This window comes from Streptomyces sp. NPDC048612, from assembly GCF_043199295.1.
Taxonomy (GTDB): Bacteria; Actinomycetota; Actinomycetes; order Streptomycetales; family Streptomycetaceae; genus Streptomyces.
The window spans coordinates 66,021-87,788 of record NZ_JBICVV010000028.1; the positions used below are offsets into that span (position 1 = coordinate 66,021).

Consider the following 21,768-nt stretch of genomic DNA (forward strand, 5'->3'; position numbering starts at 1 on the left):
CGCGAGCTCCCTTTAGTGTCAGCGTCACGACGATACGGGCCCGTCCCGTCGTCACCCCTCGTTCCGCCGCCCCCGTCCGCAAGCGAAAGCGGCCCCATGCCCCAGACCCTCACGCCCCCGGCCCCGGCGCCCGCCCCGGCGTCCACCCCCGGCACCTCACCCGACCCCGAGCTGCGCGCGCTGGCCGAGCGCCACGACCTCACGGTGAGCGGCGCCCGCCCCTCGCTGCCCGAGTACGTCCGCCGGCTGTGGCAGCGGCGGAGCTTCATCGCGTCCTTCGCCGGCGCCAAGCTCACCGCGCAATACAGCCAGGCGAAGCTGGGCCAGCTGTGGCAGGTGGTGACCCCGCTGCTCAACGCGCTGGTCTACTACTTGATCTTCGGTCTGCTGATCGGCACCCGAAGCGATGTGGAGGACTACATCCCGTTCCTGGTGACCGGCGTCTTCGTCTTCACCTTCACCCAGAGCTCGGTGATGGCCGGAACGCGGGCGATCTCGGGGAACCTCGGCCTGGTGCGGGCGCTGCACTTCCCGCGTGCCTGCCTGCCCATCTCGTTCTGCCTGATGCAGCTCCAGCAGCTGCTGATGTCCATGGGCGTACTCGTCGCCATCCTGCTGGCCTCCGGACAGCTGCCGACCTGGTCGTGGCTGCTGGTCGTGCCGGCGCTGGTGCTGCAGTTCCTGTTCAACACGGGCCTGGCGATGGTGATGGCGCGGCTGGGCTCCAAGACCCCGGACCTGGCGCAGCTGATGCCGTTCATCATGCGGACGTGGATGTACGCCTCCGGCGTGATGTACAGCATGAGCGCCGTCACCGCGGGCAAGCACGTCCCCGCCGTCGTCCAGTTCCTGCTGGACATCAATCCGGCCGCCCTCTACATCGACCTGATGCGCTTCGCGCTGATCGACAGCTTCACCCGGGAACAACTGCCGCACCATGTGTGGGCGTTCGCCGGGGGCTGGGCGCTGGTGATGGGCGTCGTGGGCTTTGTGTACTTCTGGAAGGCTGAGGAGCGGTACGGACGTGGCTGAGCACAACAACGGCGCCCGGCAGGCCGAGGACCGCGTCCCGACGGTGATCGCGGACGATCTGCACATCGTCTACCGGGTCTACGGCACCGGCGCCGGCAAGGGCAGCGCCACCGCGGCGCTCAACCGCATCGTGCGCCGCAAGCCCACCGCGGGCGTGCGCGAGGTGCACGCGGTCAAGGGCGTGTCGTTCACCGCCTACCGGGGTGAGTCGATCGGTCTGATCGGGTCCAACGGTTCGGGCAAGTCGACGCTGCTCAAGGCGGTCGCCGGGCTGCTGCCGGCCGAGCGCGGCAAGGTCTACACGCACGGCCAGCCCTCGCTGCTGGGCGTCAACGCGGCCCTGATGAACGACCTGACCGGCGAGAAGAACGTCCTGCTCGGCGGCCTGGCCATGGGCATGAGCCGCGAGCAGGTCCGGGACCGCTACCAGGGCATCGTCGACTTCTCCGGCATCAACGAGAAGGGCGACTTCATCTCGCTGCCGATGCGCACCTACTCCTCCGGCATGGCGGCCCGGCTGCGCTTCTCCATCGCCGCGGCCAAGGACCACGACGTGCTGATGATCGACGAGGCGCTGGCCACCGGCGACCGCAGCTTCCAGAAGCGCTCCGAGGCCCGCATCCGCGAGCTGCGCAAGGAGGCCGGCACGGTCTTCCTGGTCAGCCACAACAACAAGTCCATCCGCGACACCTGCGACCGCGTGCTGTGGCTGGAGCACGGCGAGCTGCTGATGGACGGACCGACGGACGAGGTCGTCAAGGCGTACGAGAAGCACCGCTGACGCCTCCCCGGACACGGCCGAGGGGCGCACCCGCGACGGGTGCGCCCCTCGGCCGTTACCGGAACCCGGGCCGCGCGGCCCGGCTCCGTCAGTTGTGCGTGCGCAGCAGCGTACGCATGGTCCGCATGGCCACGGACAGGTTCGCCAGGTCGAAGCCTTCCGACCCGTGGATCTCCTCCAGCGTCGCGCGGGCGCGGCCGAGGATCGCGGCGTTGGCCTGCTCCCAGGCCTTGAACCGCTGCTCGGGCGTGGAGGAGCCGTTGCCCACCGACAGCACGTCCGCGGTCAGCGCCGCATGGGCCGCGAAGAGGTCCTCACGGATCGAGGCGCGGGCCATCGACTGCCAGCGGTCGTTGCGCGGCAGCTCCAGGATGCGGTCGAGGAGCTGGTTGATCCGCAGCCGGTCGCCCAGGTCGTAGTAGACCTCGGCGACGTCCAGCGGCTCCTTGTCCAGCCGGTCGGCGACGGCGACGATGTCCAGCGCCGGGAAGACCGAGGAGAAGCCGGACACCTGGACGGCGAGCTGCTCGGGCACGCCCGCGTCGGTCAGCTCCTCCAGGATCGCCTGGAACCATTCCAGGTCGCCGCCCTGGAGCAGCTTCGGCAGCTCCGACCACACCTGGGCGACCCGGTCGGCGAAGAACCCGATGGTCTCCGACAGCTCCAGCGGCTGCGGGCGGTTGTTGAGCAGCCAGCGGGTGCCGCGCTCGACGAGCCGGCGCGAGTGCAGCCGGATGCGGGTCTGGACGTCGGCCGCGACGACATTGTCGAGCGCCTCGACGTCGTCCCAGACCTGGTTGAGCCGGAAGATGGCGCGGGCCGCGGTGTGCGCCCGCACGACCTCTTCGAGGGAGGCGCCGGTCTCCTCCCGCATGCGGTGCAGGAAGCTCGTACCGCCGGTGTTGACGGTGTCGTTGACCAGCACCGTCGTGACGATCTCGCGGCGCAGCGCGTGCCCGTCGACCTGCTCGGGGAACCGGTCGTGCAGCGCCGAGGGGAAGTAGGCGTGCAGCAGCCGCTGCAGGTAGGCGTCGTCCGGCAGCGTGGTCTGGATCAGCGACTCGGCGACCGTGATCTTGGTGTACGCCAGGAGGACCGCGGTCTCGGGCTGGGTCAGGCCGCGCCCGGCGTTGAGCCGCTCACGGATCTGCCGGTCGGTGGGCAGGAATTCCAGCGCCCGGTCGAGGTCGCCGTCGCGCACCAGGCGGCGCATGAAGCGCTGCTGGGCGTGGAGCATGCTGGAGGACTGGGCGAGGGCCAGGGCCAGGGCGGTGTTCTGCGCGTAGTTGTTGCGCAGTACCAGCGCGCCGACCTCGTCGGTCATCTCGGCCAGCAGCTTGTTGCGCTGCTTGACCGTCATGTCGCCGTCCGCGACGACGGCGTTGAGCAGGATCTTGATGTTCACCTCGTGGTCGGAGGTGTCCACACCGGCGCTGTTGTCGATCGCGTCGTTGTTGATCTTCCCGCCGGCCATGGCGAACTCGATCCGGCCCAGCTGGGTGAGGCCCAGGTTGCCGCCCTCGCCGACGGCCTTGACCCGCAGGTCCTCGCCGTTGACCCGGATGGCGTCGTTGGACTTGTCGCCCACATCGGCATTGGACTCCGCCGAGGACTTCACGTAGGTGCCGATGCCGCCGTTCCACAGCAGGTCGACCGGGGCCTTGAGGATGGCCTGCATCAGGTCGGCGGGCGTCATCTTCTTCACCCCGGGCTCGATGCCGAGGGCGGCCCGGACCTGCGCGGTGATCTGGATGGACTTGGCCGAGCGCGGGTGGATGCCGCCGCCCTGGGAGAGCAGCTCGGTGTTGTAGTCCGCCCAGGACGAGCGGGGCAGCTCGAAGAGGCGGCGGCGCTCGGCGTACGAGGTGGCCGCGTCCGGGGTGGGGTCGAGGAAGATGTGCCGGTGGTCGAAGGCGGCGACCAGCCGGATGTGCTCGCTCAGCAGCATGCCGTTGCCGAAGACGTCACCGGACATGTCGCCGACGCCGACGACGGTGAAGTCCTCGGACTGGGTGTCCACGCCCAGCTCGCGGAAGTGCCGCTTGACCGACTCCCAGGCGCCGCGGGCGGTGATGCCCATGCCCTTGTGGTCGTAGCCGGCGCTGCCTCCGGAGGCGAAGGCGTCGCCGAGCCAGAAGCCGTAGGACTCGGCGACCTCGTTGGCGATGTCGGAGAAGGTCGCGGTGCCCTTGTCGGCGGCGACGACGAGGTAGGTGTCGTCCTCGTCGTGGCGCACCACGTCCTTGGGGTGCTCGACCTCGCCGCCGACCAGGTTGTCGGTGATGTCCAGCAGTCCGGAGATGAAGGTGCGGTAGCAGGCGATGCCCTCGGCCAGCCAGGCGTCGCGGTCCTGCGACGGGTCCGGCAGCTGCTTGCCGACGAAGCCGCCCTTCGCGCCGACCGGCACGATGACGGTGTTCTTGACCATCTGCGCCTTGACCAGGCCGAGGATCTCCGTACGGAAGTCCTCCCGGCGGTCCGACCAGCGCAGACCACCGCGGGCGACCTTGCCGAACCGCAGGTGGACGCCCTCGACCTTCGGGGAGTACACCCAGATCTCGTACGCCGGGCGGGGCGCCGGCAGGTCGGGGATGGCCTGCGGGTCCAGCTTCATGGACAGGTAGCCGTGCGGGCTGCCCTGGCTGTTCTTCTGGTAGTGGTTGGTGCGCAGCGTCGCCTTGATGACGGTGAGGAAGGACCGCAGGATGCGGTCCTCGTCCAGGGAGGCGACCTGGTCGAGCGCGCCGTCCAGCTCCTCCAGCAGTCCGTCGGTCAGCTCCGTGCCGGCCCGCTGCCGGTCGGGTGACATCCGCGCCTCGAAGAGGGAGACCAGCAGCCGGGTGGTGTGGACGTTGTTGGAGAGGGTGTCCTCCATGTACGTCTGGCTGAAGGTGGAGCCGGCCTGCCGCAGGTACTTGGCGTAGGCGCGCAGCACCATCGCCTGGCGCCAGTTGAGGCCGGCCCGCAGCACCAGGGTGTTGAAGCCGTCGCTCTCGGCGGCGCCGGTCCACACCGCGGTGAAGGCGTCCTGGAAGCGCTCGCGGGCGTCGTCGCCCTTGATGTGCTCGGGCATCCGCAGCCCGAAGTCGTAGATCCAGGCGATGGTGGAGTCGGCGCAGCGCAGCTCGTGCGGGCGCTCGTCGATGACCTCGACGCCCAGGCGGTTCAGGCCGGGCAGCACCCGGGACAGCGAGACCGGCTCGCCACGGCGGTAGATCTTGAAGCGGCGCTCTCCGGGGCCGGCGTCGACCGGCTCGTAGAGGCTGACGGAGAAGTCGCGGCCCGGTTCGCCGGTGAGCTTCTCCAGGTGCTGGACGTCGGCGACGGCGCTGCGCGGGCTGTTGTCGGCCTTGTAGCCCTCGGGGAAGGCGTGGCCGTAGCGGCGCAGCAGCTCGGCGGCGCGCTCCTCGCCGACCTCTGCGTTGAGCGCCTCGGAGAAGCCGTCGGCCCAGGAGCGGGCGGCTTCCACCAGCCGGCTTTCGAGGCGGTCCGCGTCGGCGTCGGTGAGTTCCGGCAGGCTGGCTCCGGGCTCGACCCGGATGACGAAGTGCAGCCGGGAGAGGATCGACTCGGTGTTCCAGGCGGTGAAGTCGACGCTGGTGCCGCCGAGCTCCTCCTTGAGGATGTCGATCAGGCGCAGCCGCACACCGGTGGTGTAGCGGTCCCGCGGGAGGTAGACCAGCGCAGAGTAGTAGCGGCCGTACTCGTCCTGGCGGAGGTAGAGCCGCAGCCGGCGGCGTTCCTGCAGGTAGAGGACGCTGGTTGCGATGGACCGCAGTTCGTCGACCGGCGTCTGGAACAGCTCGTCGCGCGGGTAGGTCTCCAGGATCTGCAGGAGGTCGCGGCCGTCGTGGCTGTCGGGGGTGAAGCCCGCGCCCTCCAGGACCTCGGCGACCTTGCGGCGGATGACCGGGACCCGGCGCACGGACTCCGTGTACGCGGCCGAGGAGAACAGGCCCAGGAAGCGCCGCTCGCCGACGACGTTGCCCTTGGCGTCGAACTTCTTGACGCCGACGTAGTCGAGGTAGGAGGGGCGGTGGACGGTGGCGCGGCTGTTGGCCTTGGTCAGGATGAGCAGCTTGTGCTCACGGGCCTTGGCGCGGGCGTCGGCGGGCAGCCGGTTGAAGGACGGCGAGACGGGGTGGCCGTCGGCGGTCTCGCGGTGCGTCGGGTCGGCGCGCAGTATGCCCAGGCCGGTGCCGGGCACGGCGGTCAGCACGTCCTCGTCGGCGCCGCCCTCACCGGGCGCGGTGCTCAGCTCGTACTCGCGGTAGCCGAGGAAGGTGAAGTGGTCGGCGGACAGCCACCGCAGCAGCTCCTGGGCCTCCTCGATCTCCTGGTCGCCGAGGTCGTCGGCGACCGGCTCGGAGGGCAGCTCCTCGGCGATGCGGCCGGCGGCGGCGCGCATCTTCTCCCAGTCCTCGACGGCCTCGCGGACGTCGGACAGCACCCGGCGCAGGTCGGCGGTGATCTGCTGGAGGTCCTCGCGGTCGGTCTCGCGGTCCATCTCGACGTGAATCCAGGACTCGGTCACCGCGTCGTGCGGCAGCTCGGTGCCCTTGCCCTTGCCGGTCCGGCCGTGGGCGTCGCAGTTGGAGTCGAAGACCTCGATGAGCTTGCCGGTGACATCACGGCGGACGATCACCTGCGGGTGGATCACGACATGGATGCCGCGCCCCTGTCGGGAGAGCTCGTTGGTGACCGAGTCGACCAGGAACGGCATGTCGTCGGTGACGACCTCGACGACGGAGTGGCTGCAGGTCCAGCCGTTCTCCTCGACGGTCGGGGTGTGCACCCGGACGTTCGCGGTGCCCTGGGGGCGCAGCTCCGCGAGGCGGTAGTGCGAGAGCGCGGCGCCGACGACGTCGACCGGGTCACGGTCGGTGAGGTCCTCGGGGGCGGTGTGCAGGTAGTAGCGCTGGAGGTATCCCGACAGGGCGTCCGGGTCGAGGCCGCGTACCGGGTGCTTGCCCCCGGCCGGGCTGCTTTCAACGACCCGGGCGGCCCTCGCGAGCAGCTCGGTCTTGGCTTCGTCCAGCTTGGTCTGCATGTCCTCTGGCTCCTGTCGCGCGCCGTTGCGTGACGTCGTGGAAGAACGTGATGGAAGCCGCACAACGCCGCGACGTGGGGTGTCCTGTCGCTGTCGACGCTATGCCGCGTGAAGAGAAGGCCGTGCCGTTATCGACAATCTTTGACAAAGTCGACATGGGGTGGTGGCCGCAAGGATCAGCGGCCGCCCGGTCACGGTGGTGTCCCGGGCGCACGGCAGGGGCCTCGATGCCCCCGCGGGTTATCGCGCTGATCACGGTGCAAGGCTATCGCTCCCCACGTGGGTGCCGTCATGGGCCTTGGGGGAACAAATCCTCGGCCCGAACTTAGACCTTCTGGACAACGCGGCGCCGCTACGGGGTGTGTGCGCCGTCACAGCGCCCGGGTGCCCGGCGGACCGGCAGGGCGGCGGCGGGTGGCGGGAGCGGCGCCCAGGAGGCACGCAGCGCTCCGGGGCACGGCCGTCCTAGAGGACGATCTCTCCGGCGAGCCCGACCGCCTCGGCGAGCGTGTCCACCACGGGCACCCCGGCGGTCTCCAGGCTCTGGCGGCTGTGCGAGCCGCCCGTGTAGAGCACCGCGTACGCGCCCGCGTCGCGCGCCGCCAGCGCGTCGTCGACGGCGTCACCGATCACGACCGTACGCCCCGGGTCCACGCCGTCCATCGCCGCCAGGTGCCGCACCATGTGCGCGCTCTTGGTGCCGCCGGACGGCCCGGTCCTGCCGTCCACCCGCACGAACCGCGACTCGATGCCGAAGTCGCGGACGATCGGTATCAGCTCGTCGTGCCCGTACATGCTGAGGATCGACTGGCTGCGCCCGGCCGACTGCCAGTTCTCCAGCAGGGCGTGCACGCCCTCGGCGAGTTCACAGCCCAGACGGTGGGTGCTGTAGTGGCGGTGGAACGCCTCGTCCATCACCTGCCACTCCGACTCCGTCGGCAGCCGCCCCATCAGCCGCTCGTAGAACCGCGGCACGGGGACGCAGTACAGCTCCCGGTACGCCTCCAGGGTGATCGGCGCCATCCCGATCTCGGCGAAGGCGGAGTTCGTCGCCCCGATGACGGCGTCGATGTCGTGGAACAGGGTGCCGTTCCAGTCCCAGACGATATGCGTCGCGTGCTGTCCCATGCGGTCCCCCGGCTCGGTGCCCGTGCGCTTCCCCATGAAGAAAACGTACCCGCACCCACTGACAACGCCGTCGGCCACCGGCCATGCGGCGGGACCGGCGGGCGCGGGCGTTCAGGCGATCAGCTCCGGGATCTCCTGCACCCCGAACCACATCAGGTCGTGGTCCTCCGCGCCGTCCACCGTGAACTGCGCGTCGTCGTCGCCCTGGTCCGCCGCGCCGAGCGCCGCCGCGGCCGCCGCGACGTCCGCCTCCGCGTCCGCGGCGTCCACATGCACCGCGGCGGCCTTGGACAGCGGCACCGGACCGGCGACCCGCACCTCGCCCAGCGCCGACTGGTCGAGCCCCCGGTCGGGGTCGGCCACCGCGGCGCCGTCGGGCACGTCCACGGCCACCACCACGCGGCGCCGCGCGGTCTCCGGGTGGCCGGCGAGCATCCGCAGCGAGGACTGGGCGGCGCGGCCGAGCGCCGCGTACTCCAGCTCCTCGATGTCGTCCGAGACGTACCACTCGCGCAGCGCGGGCGTGACGGCGTAGGCGTCGAGGGGGCCGGGGCCCAGCTCGCCGTTCTTGTGCGCCTCTGCGAGACCGGAAAGGGTCAGGGGGACATAGACGCGCATGGCAGCCGCTTCCGCTCGATTCGCTCGACTCCGAAGATGTCCCGCCAGCATACGGGCGTGCGTCCCCCATCGTGGTGCCCCCACGTCCCCCGTGGCGTCCGCCCGGAACCGCTCCCACGCCTCGCTCCCACGGCCTCGTCCCGGGCCCGCGCCACGGACGGGTGAACTCTGCGCACCACTGCTTCCGGCCCGTACGCGCCTTGCTGCCGTCACGGTCCCGTCGATAGAAGATCCCCACCACAAAAAGCTACCGCCCAGTAATTCACGGGCCCGGCACCACGGGGGCGATCACCGGCATGACCGGCACCGACCACAGCACGGCACCCACCACCACGGCACGCACCACCACGGCGCCCATCACACCCACCGCCGACACCGACCCGGCACGCACCGCACCGCCCGCCCCGCCCACCGCACCGGAGGACGCCACGGCCGGCGGCGGCCCGCGCAACCGCCCCGCCGCCACCGCGGGAACGCTCCCCGGCGTTCCCCGGCCACGGCGGTCCCCCGCCGACCGCCGCCCCCTCGGCCCGGCCGGCAGCGGCCCCGGATCACCGGGCCGGAGCGGTTCCGGCGGCCGCGGCCCCGGTTCCGCCGGACGCGGCCCCGCCCGGACCGCGCCCCGCCCGGCCCGCCCCGCCGCGACGGCCGCCGCCGAGAGCCGCCGGGCCCGTACCGGCGCCCCGGCCCCCGCCCCCGTCACCGCGGCCGGCACCGCGCTGCCCACCGCCGGCGCGCGACGACGGGCCCAGGAGAGCCGGCCGCATCACTGGTTCGCCCAGCAGCTGGTGCTCGCGCTCAGCGGACAGCGCCCCGTGCACGCCCTGCTGGGACATGCGCTGCCCGCCGCCTACGACCGGCTGGCGGAGCTCGCGCCGCAGGCACCGCTGCGGCCGGTCCCGGGGCCGGGCCGCGGCGGCCCGGCCCCCACCGTGCGCGACTGCGGGCTGTGCCGCCCCCGCCGCGGTGTCATCGAGGCCTTCGCCCGGATCACGGCGGGGGAACGGCTGCGGGCCCTGGCCTTCCGGCTGGAGCTGGGCGCCGACTCCCGCTGGCGCTGCGCCGCCCTCGACATCGGCCCCGCCCCGGCCGTCCGGTGCCCGGCCTGATGACCGGCACACAGAAGGGCGCCCCGGCCGTGGTCCGGCCGGGGCGCCCTCCGCGCCGCGGTCCCGGCACCCCGTGCCCGGACCGCGTCAGCGCCGTCTCACTTCTTGCGGCGGCGCCCCGCGCTCTTCTGGGCCTTGCGCCGCTCGGCACGGGTCAGACCGTCCGACTCGGAACGGGCCGGGCCGGCCTCCTCGTCGCTGATGAAGTCGCCCTCGATGACGCTGCCGTCACCGTCCACCTTGGGGGCGGTGAAGTGCAGCCGGTCCGGACGCTGCGGCGCCTCCAGGCCCTTGGCGTGGATCTCCGGGCGCCCCGCGGGCACCGGCTCGTGCGCGCCCTTGTCCAGCGACGTCGGCTCCGCCGCTGCCTGCACCGGAACCTCCTCGACCTGCTGCTCGACCTGGACCTCCAGGTTGAACAGGTAGCCGACGGACTCCTCCTTGATGCCCTCCATCATCGCGGTGAACATGTCGAAGCCCTCGCGCTGGTACTCGACCAGCGGGTCCTTCTGGGCCATCGCCCGCAGGCCGATGCCCTCCTGGAGGTAGTCCATCTCGTAGAGGTGCTCACGCCACTTGCGGTCCAGGACGGACAGCACGACCCGGCGCTCCAGCTCCCGCATCACATCCGGGCTGAGCTGCTCCTCACGGGCGGCGTACTGCTCGTGGATGTCGTCCTTGATGGCCTCGGCGATGAAGTCGGCGGTGATGCCCGCGCGGTCGCCGGCCTCGTCCTCCAGCTCCTCGACACTCACCCGGACCGGGTAGAGCTGCTTGCAGGCGCTCCACAGCCGCTCCAGGTCCCACTCCTCGGCGAATCCCTCGACGGTCTCCGCGTGGATGTAGGCGTCGATGGTGTCGTCCATGAAGTGCTTGATCTGGTCCTGCAGATCCTCGCCCTCCAGGACACGGCGGCGCTCGCCGTAGATGACCTCGCGCTGGCGGTTGAGCACCTCGTCGTACTTCAGGACGTTCTTGCGCGTCTCGAAGTTCTGCTGCTCGACCTGCGACTGGGCGGAGGCGATCGCCCGGGTCACCATCTTGTTCTCGATCGGGACGTCGTCGGGGACATTGGCCATCGCCATGACCCGCTCGACCATCTGGGCCTTGAACAGCCGCATCAGGTCGTCACCGAGGGACAGGTAGAACCGCGACTCGCCGGGGTCGCCCTGACGGCCGGAACGACCGCGCAGCTGGTTGTCGATACGCCGCGACTCGTGCCGCTCGGTGCCCAGGACGTAGAGCCCGCCGAGCTCCTTGACCTCCTCGAACTCCGCCTTGACCGCGGCCTCGGCGCGCTCCAGGGCGGCGGGCAGCGCGGCCGCCCACTCCTCGACGTGCTCCACCGGGTCCATGCCGCGCTGGCGCAGCTCCGCCTCGGCGAGGTCGTCGGGGTTGCCGCCGAGCTTGATGTCCGTACCACGGCCGGCCATGTTCGTGGCGACGGTGACGGCGCCCTTGCGGCCGGCCTGCGCGATGATCGGCGCCTCACGGTCGTGCTGCTTGGCGTTGAGCACCTCGTGGGCGACACCACGCTTGTTGAGCTGCTGGGAGAGGTACTCGGACTTCTCCACGGAGGTCGTGCCGACCAGGATCGGCTGGCCCTTGCCGTGCTTCTCGACGATGTCCTCGACGACCGCGTCGAACTTCGCGGTCTCGGTGCGGTAGATCAGGTCCGCCTGGTCCATACGGACCATCGGGCGGTTCGTCGGGATCGGGACGACGCCGAGCTTGTAGATCTGGTGGAACTCGGCGGCCTCGGTCATGGCCGTACCGGTCATGCCGGAGAGCTTGCCGTAGAGGCGGAAGAAGTTCTGGAGGGTGATCGTGGCGAGCGTCTGGTTCTCGTCCTTGATGTCCACCCCCTCCTTCGCCTCGATGGCCTGGTGCATGCCCTCGTTGTAGCGGCGGCCGGCGAGGATACGGCCGGTGTGCTCGTCGACGATCATGACTTCGCCGTCGATGACGACGTAGTCCTTGTCGTTCTTGAAGAGCTCCTTGGCCTTGATCGCGTTGTTGAGGTAACCGACGAGCGGGGTGTTCACCGACTCGTACAGGTTGTCGATGCCCAGCCAGTCCTCGACCTTGCTGACACCGGACTCGTGGATGCCGACGGTGCGCTTCTTCTCGTCGACGTCGTAGTCACCGGTCTCCTCGACGCCGCGCTGCGGGTTGGCGGCCTCGCCCCGCTTGAGGCGCTTCACCAACTTGGCGAAGTCGCCGTACCACTTGGTGGCGGAGTCGGCCGGGCCGGAGATGATCAGCGGCGTACGGGCCTCGTCGACGAGGATCGAGTCGACCTCGTCGACGACCGCGAAGTTGTGGCCCCGCTGGACGAGTTCGTCCTGCGACCAGGCCATGTTGTCGCGCAGGTAGTCGAAGCCGAACTCGTTGTTCGTGCCGTAGGTGATGTCGCAGTTGTACTGCTCGCGGCGCTGGGCCGGCGTCATGTCGGCGAGGATGCAACCGACGGTCAGGCCCAGGAACTTGTGGACCCGGCCCATCATCTCGGAGTCGCGCTCGGCCAGGTAGTCGTTCACCGTGATCAGGTGGACGCCCTTGCCGGACAGCGCGTTCAGATACGTCGGGAGGGTACCGACCAGGGTCTTGCCCTCACCGGTCTTCATCTCGGCGACGTACCCGAGGTGCAGGGCCGCGCCACCCATCAGCTGCACGTCGTAGTGCCGCTGGCCGAGCACGCGCTTGGCGGCCTCACGGACCGTGGCGAACGCTTCGGGCAGCAGGTCGTCGAGGCTCTCGCCGTCCGCGTAGCGCTGCTTGTACTCGTCCGTGAGCGCCCGCAGCTCGGCGTCGGAGAGCGCCGCGAAGTCCTCCTCGATGGAGTTGACCTGGCCCGCGATGCGGTGCAGTTTGCGCAGGATCTTTCCTTCGCCTGCACGCATGATCTTCGTCAAGACGGACACTTGGGCTGGTCTCCTTGCCGGTCGGGCCTGCACGGTCGAGTGCGCGGGCGCGGCATGTTTCCAAGGGGGCAGGCCCCGCCGCAACGGCCATCGTAAAGGAGGAGGCCGCCGGGCCGGGAGGTACGCCGCAGCGAACCCCCGCCGTCCCCTCCTCCCGAGAACGCACGACGCCGCGAGAAGGTGCCGGGCGCCCGCCGGAATCCCGCGGGAAATCCCTTCGTCACGGCTTCCACGAGATAGCAGACTCACGCCATGAAGCCCGTCACTCTCAGAACCGAGCGCCTCGTGCTGCGCCCCTTCGCCCCCTCCGACGCGCCCGCGCTGCACGCCGCGTGCCAGGAGCCCGACATCCCCCGCTGGACGAGCGTCCCCTCACCCTACGGGCCGGCGGACGCGGAGAAGTTCGCCGGGACGGTGGCCCCCGGGTCCTGGCGCGACGACACCGGGTACCACTTCGCCGTCGTCACCCGGGAGGACGGTGCCCTGGTCGGCGCGACGGGCCTGGTACGCCTCCGGCTGGACACCCCGGAACGACAGGCCGAGCTGGGCTACTGGACCGCGAAGGAGCAGCGCGGCCGGGGGTACACCGTCGAGGCGGCCCGCGCGGTGCTGGGCTGGGCTTTCCGCGATCTGGGCGTGGAGCGCCTGGAGTGGCGCGCCGAGGCGGGCAACGACGGCTCCCGGGCCGTGGCCCGCAGGCTCGGCTTCCGGATGGAGGGCACCCTGCGCGCCCACCGGGTGTACGGGGGCACCCGCCGGGACGTCTGGATCGGCTCGCTGCTCCCGTCCGACCTGGCCGGGGAGCCGGGCCTCGCCGGTGCCGGCGGCCCGGCCGTCCCGGACACCACGCCCTACCTGCCGTACCCCGGCTGAGCCGGGGCGGGACGGCGCCGCGCCGGGCCCGGCCCGCTCCGGCCGGGCCCGGCCACCGCCCGCCACCAGCGGATATTCCGGTCCCGGGCCCGTTGTCAGTGCCCGCCCCTAGGCTTTCCCGCATGACCGCCGTGACGCCGCGCGCACCCCAGCCCCCGCCCGTGACCGCCCTGTCCCGCGACGACGCCCGGCGCTTGGCATTGCGGGCCCAGGGCCTGCTGGGCGCCCCGGACCGGCGGGCGGGGGTGCGCGGGATGCTGCGGAGCCTGGGCGCGGTGCAGCTCGACACGATCTCGGTACTGGCCCGCTCCCATGAGCTGGTGCCGTACGCCCGGCTCGGCGCGGTCGGCCGCGACACCGTCGAGGCCGCCTACTGGACCACGACTCCGGCCGGCGCGCCCGCGGCACGGCCGCACAGCTTCGAGTACTGGTCCCACGCCGCCTGCATCCTGCCCATCGAGGAGTGGCCGCACTTCGCCTTCCGCCGCCGCGCCCGGCGGGCCAAGGGCCACCGCTGGCATGTGCTGGCGGACTCCGAGCGCTCCTGCGCCGCCGTCCTGGACCGGCTGACGGCCGACGGCCCGCTGACCACCTCCGAACTGGGCGGCGGGCGGAACGGCGGGGAGTGGTGGGACTGGTCCGAGACCAAGATCGCGGTGGAGTGGCTGCTCGACACCGGCCAGGTGGTCTGTACGGAACGCCGCGCCTGGAAGCGTGTCTACGACCTCGCCGAGCGCGCCGTCCCGGACTCCCTGCTGCACGACGACCTGGAGGACGCCGAGTGCCTGCGCCGCCTGGTCGCCCAGGCCGGGGCCGCGATGGGCGTCGCCACCCGCGCCGATCTGGCCGACTACCACCGTCTCAAGGCCGAGCAGGTCGACGCCGTCGTCGCGGACTCCGGACTGGTCCCGGTCGAGGTCGAGGGCTGGGGGAAGCCCGCCTGGGCCGACCCCGCCGCGCTGGCCGACCCGCCCCGCGGCCGGCACCGTACGACCCTGCTCTCGCCCTTCGACTCGCTGATCTGGGACCGGCCGCGCACGGAACGGATCTTCGGCTTCACCCACCGCCTGGAGGCGTACGTCCCCCGTCCCCGGCGAGTCCACGGCTATTTCGCGATGCCCCTGCTGGCGGGCGGCCGGCTGCTGGGCCGGGTGGACCCGGCCCGCGAGGGCACCACCCTGGTCGCCCGCCAGGTCTCGATGCAGGGTCCCAAGGCGGTCGTCCCGATGGCCCGGGCCCTCCGGGAGGCCGCGGACTGGGTCGGCTGCGACTCCGTACGCGTCGACCGCTGCGACGACCGGAAACTGGCCGGCGCCCTGCGTTCGGAACTCACCCACACGAGTGACTGAAAGCCGCAGGCCGGCGGTCCGGGGGCGCACCTCGCCCCCGGCCGGTCCGCTCAGCGGATCTCGAGGATCTTCTCCCGCATCGCGTACACCACCGCCTCCATCCGGGAGTGCAGCTGCAGCTTCTCCAGGATGTTGCGGACGTGGTTCTTCACCGTGTTCTCGGAGATGAAGAGTTCCTTGGCGATGTCGCGGTTGTTCATGCCCGTGGCGACCAGCTTGAGAACCTCCAGCTCACGGTCGGTGAGCCGGGGCGCGGGCACCAGCCTGCGCTCGTCCGTACGCTGGATCATCGACTTGAACTCCGTCAGGAGCTTGGACGCCATCGACGGGCTGATCTGCGACTGGCCGTCCGCCACGGCGCGGATCGCGGTCGCCACCTCGTCGGTGGAGATCTCCTTGAGGAGGTAACCGGTGGCGCCGGCCTTGATCGCGTCGTAGAGATCGGCCTCTTCGTCGCTGATCGTGAGCATGATGATCTTCGCGCTGGGGGCCACCTCCTTGATGGAGGTACATGCCTCGATGCCGCCGCGCCGGGGCATCCGTACGTCCATCAGCACGATGTCGGGCAGCAGATCCGCGGCCTTGTCGACCGCCTCCGCGCCGTCTCCCGCCTCACCGACGACCTGGATGTCCTCTTCCTGGGCCAGCACGATCTCCAGACCCCGCCGGAAGAGCGCGTGATCGTCCACGACCAGCACCCGGATCGGCTCCTTGCGCGGCACGCTCACGTCCCGGCAGGCCCCGTCCTCGCCACCGGAACCGCGGTGGTCCTCATCCGCGTCGTCGTGCACGGGCCCGAAAGTGCCCCCCATTGATCCTCCCCGTCAACTACTCGGCCGTACGGCCGGAGCTTGGAAATAAGGCTGGTTGACGACAGCCCCCTGCGGCCGGCCCGATCGGTGTCATACGACCGTCTCCCCGGCTCGTCGCCGTTTCGTGTCCCCATACTCCCTGGCCGGCACAAACACTATACGGCTTCAACTCCTGCTCTCTCCGGGCACGATGGTGCCCCCGACGTGCGCCGGGGGCACCGAGCGGGTGGGCTTCAGCCGCCCAGCGCGCCGCCTGCGCCGCCGGGCTCCTCCTCCCCGAACAAGTCGGGGTTCAAGTGGATGACTCCGTAGTCGTATGCGTGCCGCCGGTAGACGACACTCGGAAGCTTGGTGTCGGCGTCGACGAAGAGGTAGAAGTCGTGTCCGACCAACTCCATCTCGTTGAGCGCCTGGTCGAGCAGCATCGGCGCGGCGGAGTGGGTCTTCTCGCGGACGATCAGCGGTCCCTCACCCTGGACGTCGATCGACCCCATCCGGGTGGTCGGTACCTTCTGATCGGCCTCGGCGGCGAGTTCGCCGTTGGTGTTCAGGCTTGCGGCGTCGGGCACGGTGACAGCGACCTCACTCGCCGGGATGCGGCCGTTGCCGCGACGCGAGTAGCGCTTGTCGTGCTGCTTCCGCAGGCGCGCCTCGAGCTTGGCGGTTGCCAGATCCAGCGCGGCGTACGGGTCGGCTGCGGCCGCCTCGGCCCGGACCACCGGGCCACGGGAGCGGAGGGTGATCTCCACTCGGTCGGAACGGTCGGCCTGCCGCGGGTTGGGCTCCTTGGACACCTCGACGTCCAGGCTGATCACCTTGGCGTCGAGCTTCTGGACCTTGTCCAGCTTCAGCTTCTCGGCCACGTGCTTGCGGAACCGCTCGGGCACATCTGTCTTGCGGCCCTTGACGACGATGTCCACGCAGAACTCCGTTCCCGGATCACTCCGCTCGACAAGCGGAGCGATTCCTTCTTGCACCAGGCTCCGGTGGGTGCCGGAGCCTCGGACTTGGCGACTTTCACCTCCTCCTCCCCCGACGACCAGGGGTCCACTCCCCCCGATTTCAGGGTCGCCGAAAACGCCCCTGAACGCACTCATCACGACATTCGAGGCAATACACCCGCCAAGTCCTCACAACCGAACATAGCTCTCCCGGACGGATGTCGGCACCCCCTCGGAGGCGTCGGCTCCATTTGGGTGGCTTTTCCTCCTCGCCTATGCGTCCCGTGGTATTGCCCCGCCGTTCGGCCCCTCGGCCCCGAAAGCACGGCCCGGCGCCGCCACCACCGCGGCCCCGGCCACCCGGCCGCCGGCCGCCGTGACGACCCGTGCCGCCTCCGCGAGCGTGGCCCCCGTCGTCACCAGGTCGTCCACCAGCACGGCTGGCTGCCCCGTCAGCAGCCTCCCCGCCCCGGCCCGCACCTCCAGCGCACCGGCGACGTTCGCCAGCCGCTGGCGGGCGCTCAGCCCCGCCTGGTCGGCCACCGGACGGCGCTGCCGCAGCACCGCGAGCACCCGGGCACCCGTCCCGGCCCGCCGGAGTTCCCCGGCCGCCGCCAGCGCGATCCTGCGCACCGGATCGTGCCCGCGCTCCGCCACCGATCTTCGTGCCGACGGCACGGGCACCAGCAGCAGCGGCCCGCGGCCGGCCCGCAGCCCCCGCACGGCCCCGGCCAGCGCCGCCCCCAGCGGCCCGGCCAGCCGTAGGGCACCGCGCTCCTTGTGGGCCAGCAGCACCGCCCGCACCTCGTCGGCATAGGGCGCACCCGCCCACACCCGGGGCAGCCCCACGGGCTCCGGCCACGGCCGGACCCGCCGTGCCCCGCGCCCGTCCCGCGCGAGCACCCGACGGCATTCCGCACACAGCTCCGTACGCGGCCGGCCGCACCCCGCACAGTCGACCGGCAGCACAAGACCGGCCAGTTCGCGCCACACCCCCTGCATGACTCCACTGTCCCGCCGTTCCCGCCCGGCCACCACCCCTGTGGATAACCAGGGCCGGACCCACCGCGGGGGCAGCCGCACGGACCTCCGCACAGGGCATCGCCGCAGGCAGAACCCCTCGTGCCCGGTGGCCCCGGACGGCGCGTCTCACCCCGCCGGCATCACGGCCGGCATCGAGCCGATGCCCGCGCCACCCGCGTCACCCGGGATAGACCGGCGCCGTCCCGTCCTTCACCACGGTCTTCCAGTTCGCGTCCGGCGGCAGCCGCACGATGCCCTCCGTGGCGTCCGCGATCAGCGGCCTGGTTTCGTCCTCCGACGCGGCCACCGCCTTGACGCCGTTGACGCCGGGCAGCGTCTGTGCGTTGGACGCCGAACCGTCGGTCTCCATGAACTGCATCTGCTGCACCCCGCCGGACTCCCGTCCGACCACCACAAGGCGGCTGCCGCCCGCCCAGGACGCGGCCACCACGTCCTCCAACTGCGGCGCGATCGGCCGCAGTTCCTGCACCGAAAGCTTCGGGTGCGACGGGCTTCCGCCCCGCTCGACCCGGCCGAGCTGGAGCGTCGTACGCCCCTTGTCCTCCACCAGGATCGCGATCCGTATCCCGTCGGCGGCCACCTTGATGGCCTTGATCCGCCGTCCGCCGAGGCCGGGCACCGCCACCTCTTCGGGGTCGCCCTTGCCCTCGCGCATCCGCAGCAGCCGCGAACCGTGCGCGGCGCCGTCCGCGATCCACAGGTCGCCCAGGCCGTCCCAGCTCGGCGCGGTCAGCCCGCTGTCAGCCCCCTTGGCCGGTCCGGTGCTGGTCAGCAGTGGGTCGCCGCGTTTGATGTCGTCCTCCAGACCGGCCACATACAGCGACCGGCCATCGATCGACACCCCGGCCGCGGTGTCCTCGCCCCGCGAGATGGCGACCGAACGCAGCGGGGTGTGACCGGTTCCGAACGGTCCGCGCACCGGCGTCGGTTCGGTCGCGGAGTCCGACATGGCCACGACCTTCTGGTCGGCGTCGATGAAGTACTCCTTGGGCGCGGGCCCGGTGCCCGGAGACGGGGCGAAGTCGTGCTCGGCCTGCTCCTGGGACAGCGCGCAGAGCGAGTTGCCGCTGTTGTCCTGGAGTTCCACCTCGCTGACCTTCGAAGCCCGCGTCATGTCCTGGACGGTGAAGAAGAGCTGAGCCGCCATCCGCTTGCACTGGGTGGTGTCCGTGTTCACCGCCTGCTTGCTGAGCCTGACCCGCAGCGCGTTGGAGTCGTCCAGCGCCAGATCACTCGCGGCGAGCCGGGTGCCGGACGGGAACGCCGAGGTCGTCACCTGATGCAGCCAGTCGGTGGGCCCGGACAGCAGCGCCTCCACGCCGGCCGTGATCGGCTTTATCCGCTGGCGCAGGTAGACCGGGTCCGCGACGAGCGCGTTCCGGTTCGCCTTGGGCTCCTGTGACTCCGAGTCATAGGACGCGAAATAGTACTTGTTGACGGAGCGGTAGATGCGCTGGAAGTCGGACAGTCCGAGCACCAGCCCGTCGGGGAGCCGGTCGATGCGCCACTGTCCGCCCTCCTTGATGAGGTGGATCGTGCGGCGGTACGGCTTCTCCTCCGGGGTGTAGGCGTGGCCGTCGTCCACCGTCGCGACCTGGCTGCCGGAGAGCGTGACGGTGTAGCCGTCGGCGTCCTCGCGGTTGGGCTGTGCCTTCGGCTCGGCCTTCGGACGCTCCTGGAGCACATTCGTGGCCCGGAACGGCCGCCAGGTCCGCTTCGCCGACTTGGCCAGGTACTGGGTGGCCGTACGGAAGTCCGCCTCGTCGCTGGTCGTCGCGTCGAGGAAGCTGCGCACGATGTTGGTGGGCTGCGCACCGTTCTGCGGGGGCACGCCGTAGACCCGTACCTGCGACTCGCCTTCGGAGCGCGGCGACTGGTCGACGGACGTGACGTCCCCGCTGTCCGGCATCGACGCACAGCCCGCCAGCAGCACCGCCGCGCAGCCGAGCAGCAGCGACTTCCGCGCCGGCCCGGCTCCCCTGCGGGCGCGTGGACGGCATCCGGTGCCCTCCCCGCGCTCGCCTCCGCGCTCAGTGTTCACGCAGCCCGCCTTCCCGCTCCACGCCCTGTCCGGCTTCCCGCTCGGCCCCGCTCCCGCGGACCGGCTCGTCGGTGTGCGCGCCGTCGCCACGCACCGCCGCCTCGCTCCGTACGCCTGTGCTCTGCGGCACCACACGGGCACCGCTGCCGGGCAGCGCCGTCGGATCGGCCTCCGGGCGGGCGGTCTTCGGCTCCGGTACGGGGGACGCGGCGTCACCGGCCTGCGCGGCCCGGGTCTGCACCGGGATCGTGGACGCCTTGCGGCCCGATCCGGCGCGCGGCTGCCCCGTCTCGTCCAGTCCGCGGTGGCGCCGTGAGTCGTCCGGCTCCAGGGGTATCGGGGACCCGCGCAGCGTCTCGCCGGCCGTGCGCGGCAGCGTCAGCCGGAACTGCGAACCGCCGCCCGGCTCGCCCCAGGCCTGCAGCCAGCCGCCGTGCAGCCGGGCGTCCTCGACGGCGATGGACAGGCCGAGTCCGGTGCCGCCGGTCGTACGGGCCCGCGCCGGGTCCGCGCGCCAGAAACGGTTGAAGACCCGGGCGGCCTCGCCGGGCTTGAGGCCGACGCCGTAGTCACGCACCGCGACGGCCACCGCGCCGCCGCTGCCGTCACTGCCGCCCGCGGAGGCCAGCCGCACGACCACGTCGCGGCCCTCGCCGTGCTCGACGGCGTTAACGACGAGGTTGCGCAGCACCCGCTCCACCCGGCGGGGGTCGGCCTCGGCGATGACGGGCTGCTCGGCGCCGCGCACCAGGATGCGGGTGCCCTTGCGCTCGGCGAGCGGCTCGGCCCCCTCGATGACGCGGTGCACCACATCGCGCAGGTCGACCGGCTCGGCCTCCAGCGCGGCCGCGCCGGCGTCGAACCGGCTGATCTCCAGCAGCTCCGCGAGCAGCGACTCGAAGCGGTCGAGCTGGCCGCGCAGCAGCTCGGCGGAGCGCGCCGTGGCCGGGTCGAACTCGTCGCGCGCGTCATGGATGACATCGGCCGCCATCCGTACGGTCGTCAGCGGCGTCCGCAGCTCGTGCGAGACGTCGGAGACGAAGCGGCGCTGCATCCGGGACAGCTCCTCCAGCTGCTGGATCTTGAGCTGGAGGTTCTGCGCCATCTTGTTGAAGGACTCACCGAGCCGGGCGATGTCGTCCTCGCCGGTGACCTTCATCCGCTCCTGGAGCAGCCCGGCGGCCAGCCGCTCGGAGATCCCGGCGGCCATCCGTACGGGCGTGACGACCTGCCGCACCACCAGCCAGGCGATCGCGCCGAGCAGGATCACGACGAACACCCCGGCGGTCGCGAGGGTCCCCGTCACCAGCTTGAGCGACTCCTCCTCCTGACTGAACGGGAAGAGGTAGTAGAGCTGGTACTGGTTGCTGTTCACATCGTTGAGCCGCTTGCCGATGATGAGCGCCGGCACCCCGTCGTCCGACCCGATGCGCTTGATCTGGGTGTAGCCGCGGAACGTCCCGGATTTGGTGTCCAGCTTCCGCCGCAGATCGGCGGGCACGCTCCGCTCGGGATCGACATCGCCGGAGGCGCGCGGCCCCCGGGTGCCGGGGCTGGAGTCGCCGAACGGTTCGTCGGAGTCGGAGCTGAGCGCCACGACGGAGAAGACGCCCTGGCCGCCACTGGCGAGCTGTTCGACCAGACCGGTCAGCCAGGTCGCGGAGTCCTGGGTGCCGCGGTTTCCGGTGCGGGCACCTTCGTCGGGCCGGGTGTCGTCGGCGCCGTCCGCCATCTTCTGGGCGACGCTGAAGCCGCCGACGGCCTGGCTCTGCGCGGCCTGGGCCTTGGCCGTGAGCAGGCCATTACGGACCTGCCCGACGACCACGACACCGAGCAGCAGCACCACGGCGAGTGACATCAGCAGGGTGGTCGCCACCACCCGCAGCTGGATGTTGCGGCGCCACAGCCGCAGGGCGGGCAGCAGCGGCCGCCGTACCCAGCGGCTGAAGAGCCGCAGCAGCGGGTGGACCGGCCCGCTCACCGCGCCGTCGGGCAGCAACTGCCCACCGCGCAGCAACCAGGCCGACAACCGGCCCGAAAAGGACATATCCCCCGCCGGACCGACG

The 21,768-nt window shown here is 71.4% G+C and carries 14 protein-coding genes; 5 read left to right on the forward strand and 9 right to left on the reverse strand.

Translation table 11 applies throughout. The features are described from left to right. Window positions 1-96 precede the first annotated feature (96 nt). Both ACGFN2_RS31395 and ACGFN2_RS31400 read left to right on the forward strand, forming a co-directional pair. A complete protein-coding gene (locus ACGFN2_RS31395; protein ID WP_393366029.1) occupies window positions 97-1,032 on the forward strand; it encodes an ABC transporter permease in 936 nt (311 codons plus the stop codon). Then, window positions 1,025-1,813: an ABC transporter ATP-binding protein gene (locus ACGFN2_RS31400; RefSeq protein WP_393366031.1), complete on the forward strand. Its 789-nt coding sequence runs from the start codon at window positions 1,025-1,027 to the stop codon at window positions 1,811-1,813. The genes ACGFN2_RS31395 and ACGFN2_RS31400 overlap by 8 nt, the downstream gene beginning before the upstream one ends. A gap of 88 nt (window positions 1,814-1,901) precedes the next feature. Here ACGFN2_RS31400 and ACGFN2_RS31405 read toward each other — a convergent pair whose 3' ends face one another. The 3 genes from ACGFN2_RS31405 to ACGFN2_RS31415 all read right to left on the reverse strand — a co-directional run bounded on the left by ACGFN2_RS31405 (window position 1,902) and on the right by ACGFN2_RS31415 (window position 8,609). Continuing rightward, on the reverse strand, window positions 1,902-6,863 hold the full coding sequence (locus ACGFN2_RS31405) for an NAD-glutamate dehydrogenase (protein ID WP_362612470.1): 4,962 nt from the start codon (window positions 6,861-6,863) through the stop codon (window positions 1,902-1,904). Window positions 6,864-7,328: 465 nt separating this feature from the next. Then, entirely contained in the window at window positions 7,329-8,027 is a 699-nt protein-coding gene (locus ACGFN2_RS31410; RefSeq protein ID WP_393366034.1) for an HAD family hydrolase, read from the reverse strand. 75 nt (window positions 8,028-8,102) lie between these two features. Continuing rightward, on the reverse strand, window positions 8,103-8,609 hold the full coding sequence (locus ACGFN2_RS31415; RefSeq protein WP_393366036.1) for a DUF6912 family protein: 507 nt from the start codon (window positions 8,607-8,609) through the stop codon (window positions 8,103-8,105). Window positions 8,610-8,905: 296 nt separating this feature from the next. Between ACGFN2_RS31415 and ACGFN2_RS31420 the strand changes: the two genes are divergently transcribed. After that, on the forward strand, window positions 8,906-9,718 hold the full coding sequence (locus ACGFN2_RS31420; protein WP_393366038.1) for an Rv3235 family protein: 813 nt from the start codon (window positions 8,906-8,908) through the stop codon (window positions 9,716-9,718). A 98-nt stretch (window positions 9,719-9,816) separates the two neighbouring features. Here ACGFN2_RS31420 and secA read toward each other — a convergent pair whose 3' ends face one another. After that, window positions 9,817-12,642: a preprotein translocase subunit SecA gene (gene secA, locus ACGFN2_RS31425; RefSeq protein WP_393366040.1), complete on the reverse strand. Its 2,826-nt coding sequence runs from the start codon at window positions 12,640-12,642 to the stop codon at window positions 9,817-9,819. A gap of 252 nt (window positions 12,643-12,894) precedes the next feature. Here secA and ACGFN2_RS31430 point away from each other — a divergent pair, with 252 nt between their 5' ends. Both ACGFN2_RS31430 and ACGFN2_RS31435 read left to right on the forward strand, forming a co-directional pair. Beyond that, on the forward strand, window positions 12,895-13,515 hold the full coding sequence (locus ACGFN2_RS31430; RefSeq protein ID WP_393366042.1) for a GNAT family N-acetyltransferase: 621 nt from the start codon (window positions 12,895-12,897) through the stop codon (window positions 13,513-13,515). Between the two features lie 122 nt (window positions 13,516-13,637). Beyond that, complete coding sequence (locus ACGFN2_RS31435; protein ID WP_393366044.1) at window positions 13,638-14,864, forward strand: winged helix-turn-helix domain-containing protein; 1,227 nt, start codon at window positions 13,638-13,640, stop codon at window positions 14,862-14,864. Window positions 14,865-14,914: 50 nt separating this feature from the next. Here the strand turns inward: ACGFN2_RS31435 and ACGFN2_RS31440 are convergent, their stop codons facing one another. The 5 genes from ACGFN2_RS31440 to mtrB form a co-directional block, all read right to left on the reverse strand. Further along, on the reverse strand, window positions 14,915-15,676 hold the full coding sequence (locus tag ACGFN2_RS31440) for a response regulator transcription factor (protein ID WP_362612457.1): 762 nt from the start codon (window positions 15,674-15,676) through the stop codon (window positions 14,915-14,917). Between the two features lie 233 nt (window positions 15,677-15,909). Then, window positions 15,910-16,596: a ribosome hibernation-promoting factor, HPF/YfiA family gene (gene hpf / locus ACGFN2_RS31445; RefSeq protein ID WP_362612455.1), complete on the reverse strand. Its 687-nt coding sequence runs from the start codon at window positions 16,594-16,596 to the stop codon at window positions 15,910-15,912. A 294-nt stretch (window positions 16,597-16,890) separates the two neighbouring features. Further along, the gene (locus tag ACGFN2_RS31450; protein ID WP_393366047.1) at window positions 16,891-17,619 is read right to left on the reverse strand and encodes a ComF family protein; all 729 of its coding nucleotides are present in this window, start codon (window positions 17,617-17,619) and stop codon (window positions 16,891-16,893) included. Window positions 17,620-17,818: 199 nt separating this feature from the next. Continuing rightward, the gene (locus ACGFN2_RS31455) at window positions 17,819-19,702 is read right to left on the reverse strand and encodes an LpqB family beta-propeller domain-containing protein (protein ID WP_393366049.1); all 1,884 of its coding nucleotides are present in this window, start codon (window positions 19,700-19,702) and stop codon (window positions 17,819-17,821) included. Beyond that, a complete protein-coding gene (gene mtrB / locus ACGFN2_RS31460; protein WP_393366051.1) occupies window positions 19,692-21,749 on the reverse strand; it encodes an MtrAB system histidine kinase MtrB in 2,058 nt (685 codons plus the stop codon). The genes ACGFN2_RS31455 and mtrB overlap by 11 nt, the downstream gene beginning before the upstream one ends. Between the last annotated feature and the right edge of the window lie 19 nt (window positions 21,750-21,768).

What these genes read in the sequence shown, in the direction of transcription:
- ACGFN2_RS31395 (WP_393366029.1), top strand. Translation starts at nt 97, where the DNA reads ATGCCCCAGACCCTCACGCCCCCGGCCCCGGCGCCCGCCCCGGCGTCC.
- ACGFN2_RS31405 (WP_362612470.1), bottom strand. Translation starts at nt 6,863, where the DNA reads ATGCAGACCAAGCTGGACGAAGCCAAGACCGAGCTGCTCGCGAGGGCC.
- ACGFN2_RS31410 (WP_393366034.1), bottom strand. Translation starts at nt 8,027, where the DNA reads ATGGGGAAGCGCACGGGCACCGAGCCGGGGGACCGCATGGGACAGCAC.
- ACGFN2_RS31415 (WP_393366036.1), bottom strand. Translation starts at nt 8,609, where the DNA reads ATGCGCGTCTATGTCCCCCTGACCCTTTCCGGTCTCGCAGAGGCGCAC.
- ACGFN2_RS31420 (WP_393366038.1), top strand. Translation starts at nt 8,906, where the DNA reads ATGACCGGCACCGACCACAGCACGGCACCCACCACCACGGCACGCACC.
- ACGFN2_RS31430 (WP_393366042.1), top strand. Translation starts at nt 12,895, where the DNA reads ATGAAGCCCGTCACTCTCAGAACCGAGCGCCTCGTGCTGCGCCCCTTC.
- ACGFN2_RS31435 (WP_393366044.1), top strand. Translation starts at nt 13,638, where the DNA reads ATGACCGCCGTGACGCCGCGCGCACCCCAGCCCCCGCCCGTGACCGCC.
- ACGFN2_RS31440 (WP_362612457.1), bottom strand. Translation starts at nt 15,676, where the DNA reads ATGGGGGGCACTTTCGGGCCCGTGCACGACGACGCGGATGAGGACCAC.
- ACGFN2_RS31450 (WP_393366047.1), bottom strand. Translation starts at nt 17,619, where the DNA reads ATGCAGGGGGTGTGGCGCGAACTGGCCGGTCTTGTGCTGCCGGTCGAC.
- mtrB (WP_393366051.1), bottom strand. Translation starts at nt 21,749, where the DNA reads ATGTCCTTTTCGGGCCGGTTGTCGGCCTGGTTGCTGCGCGGTGGGCAG.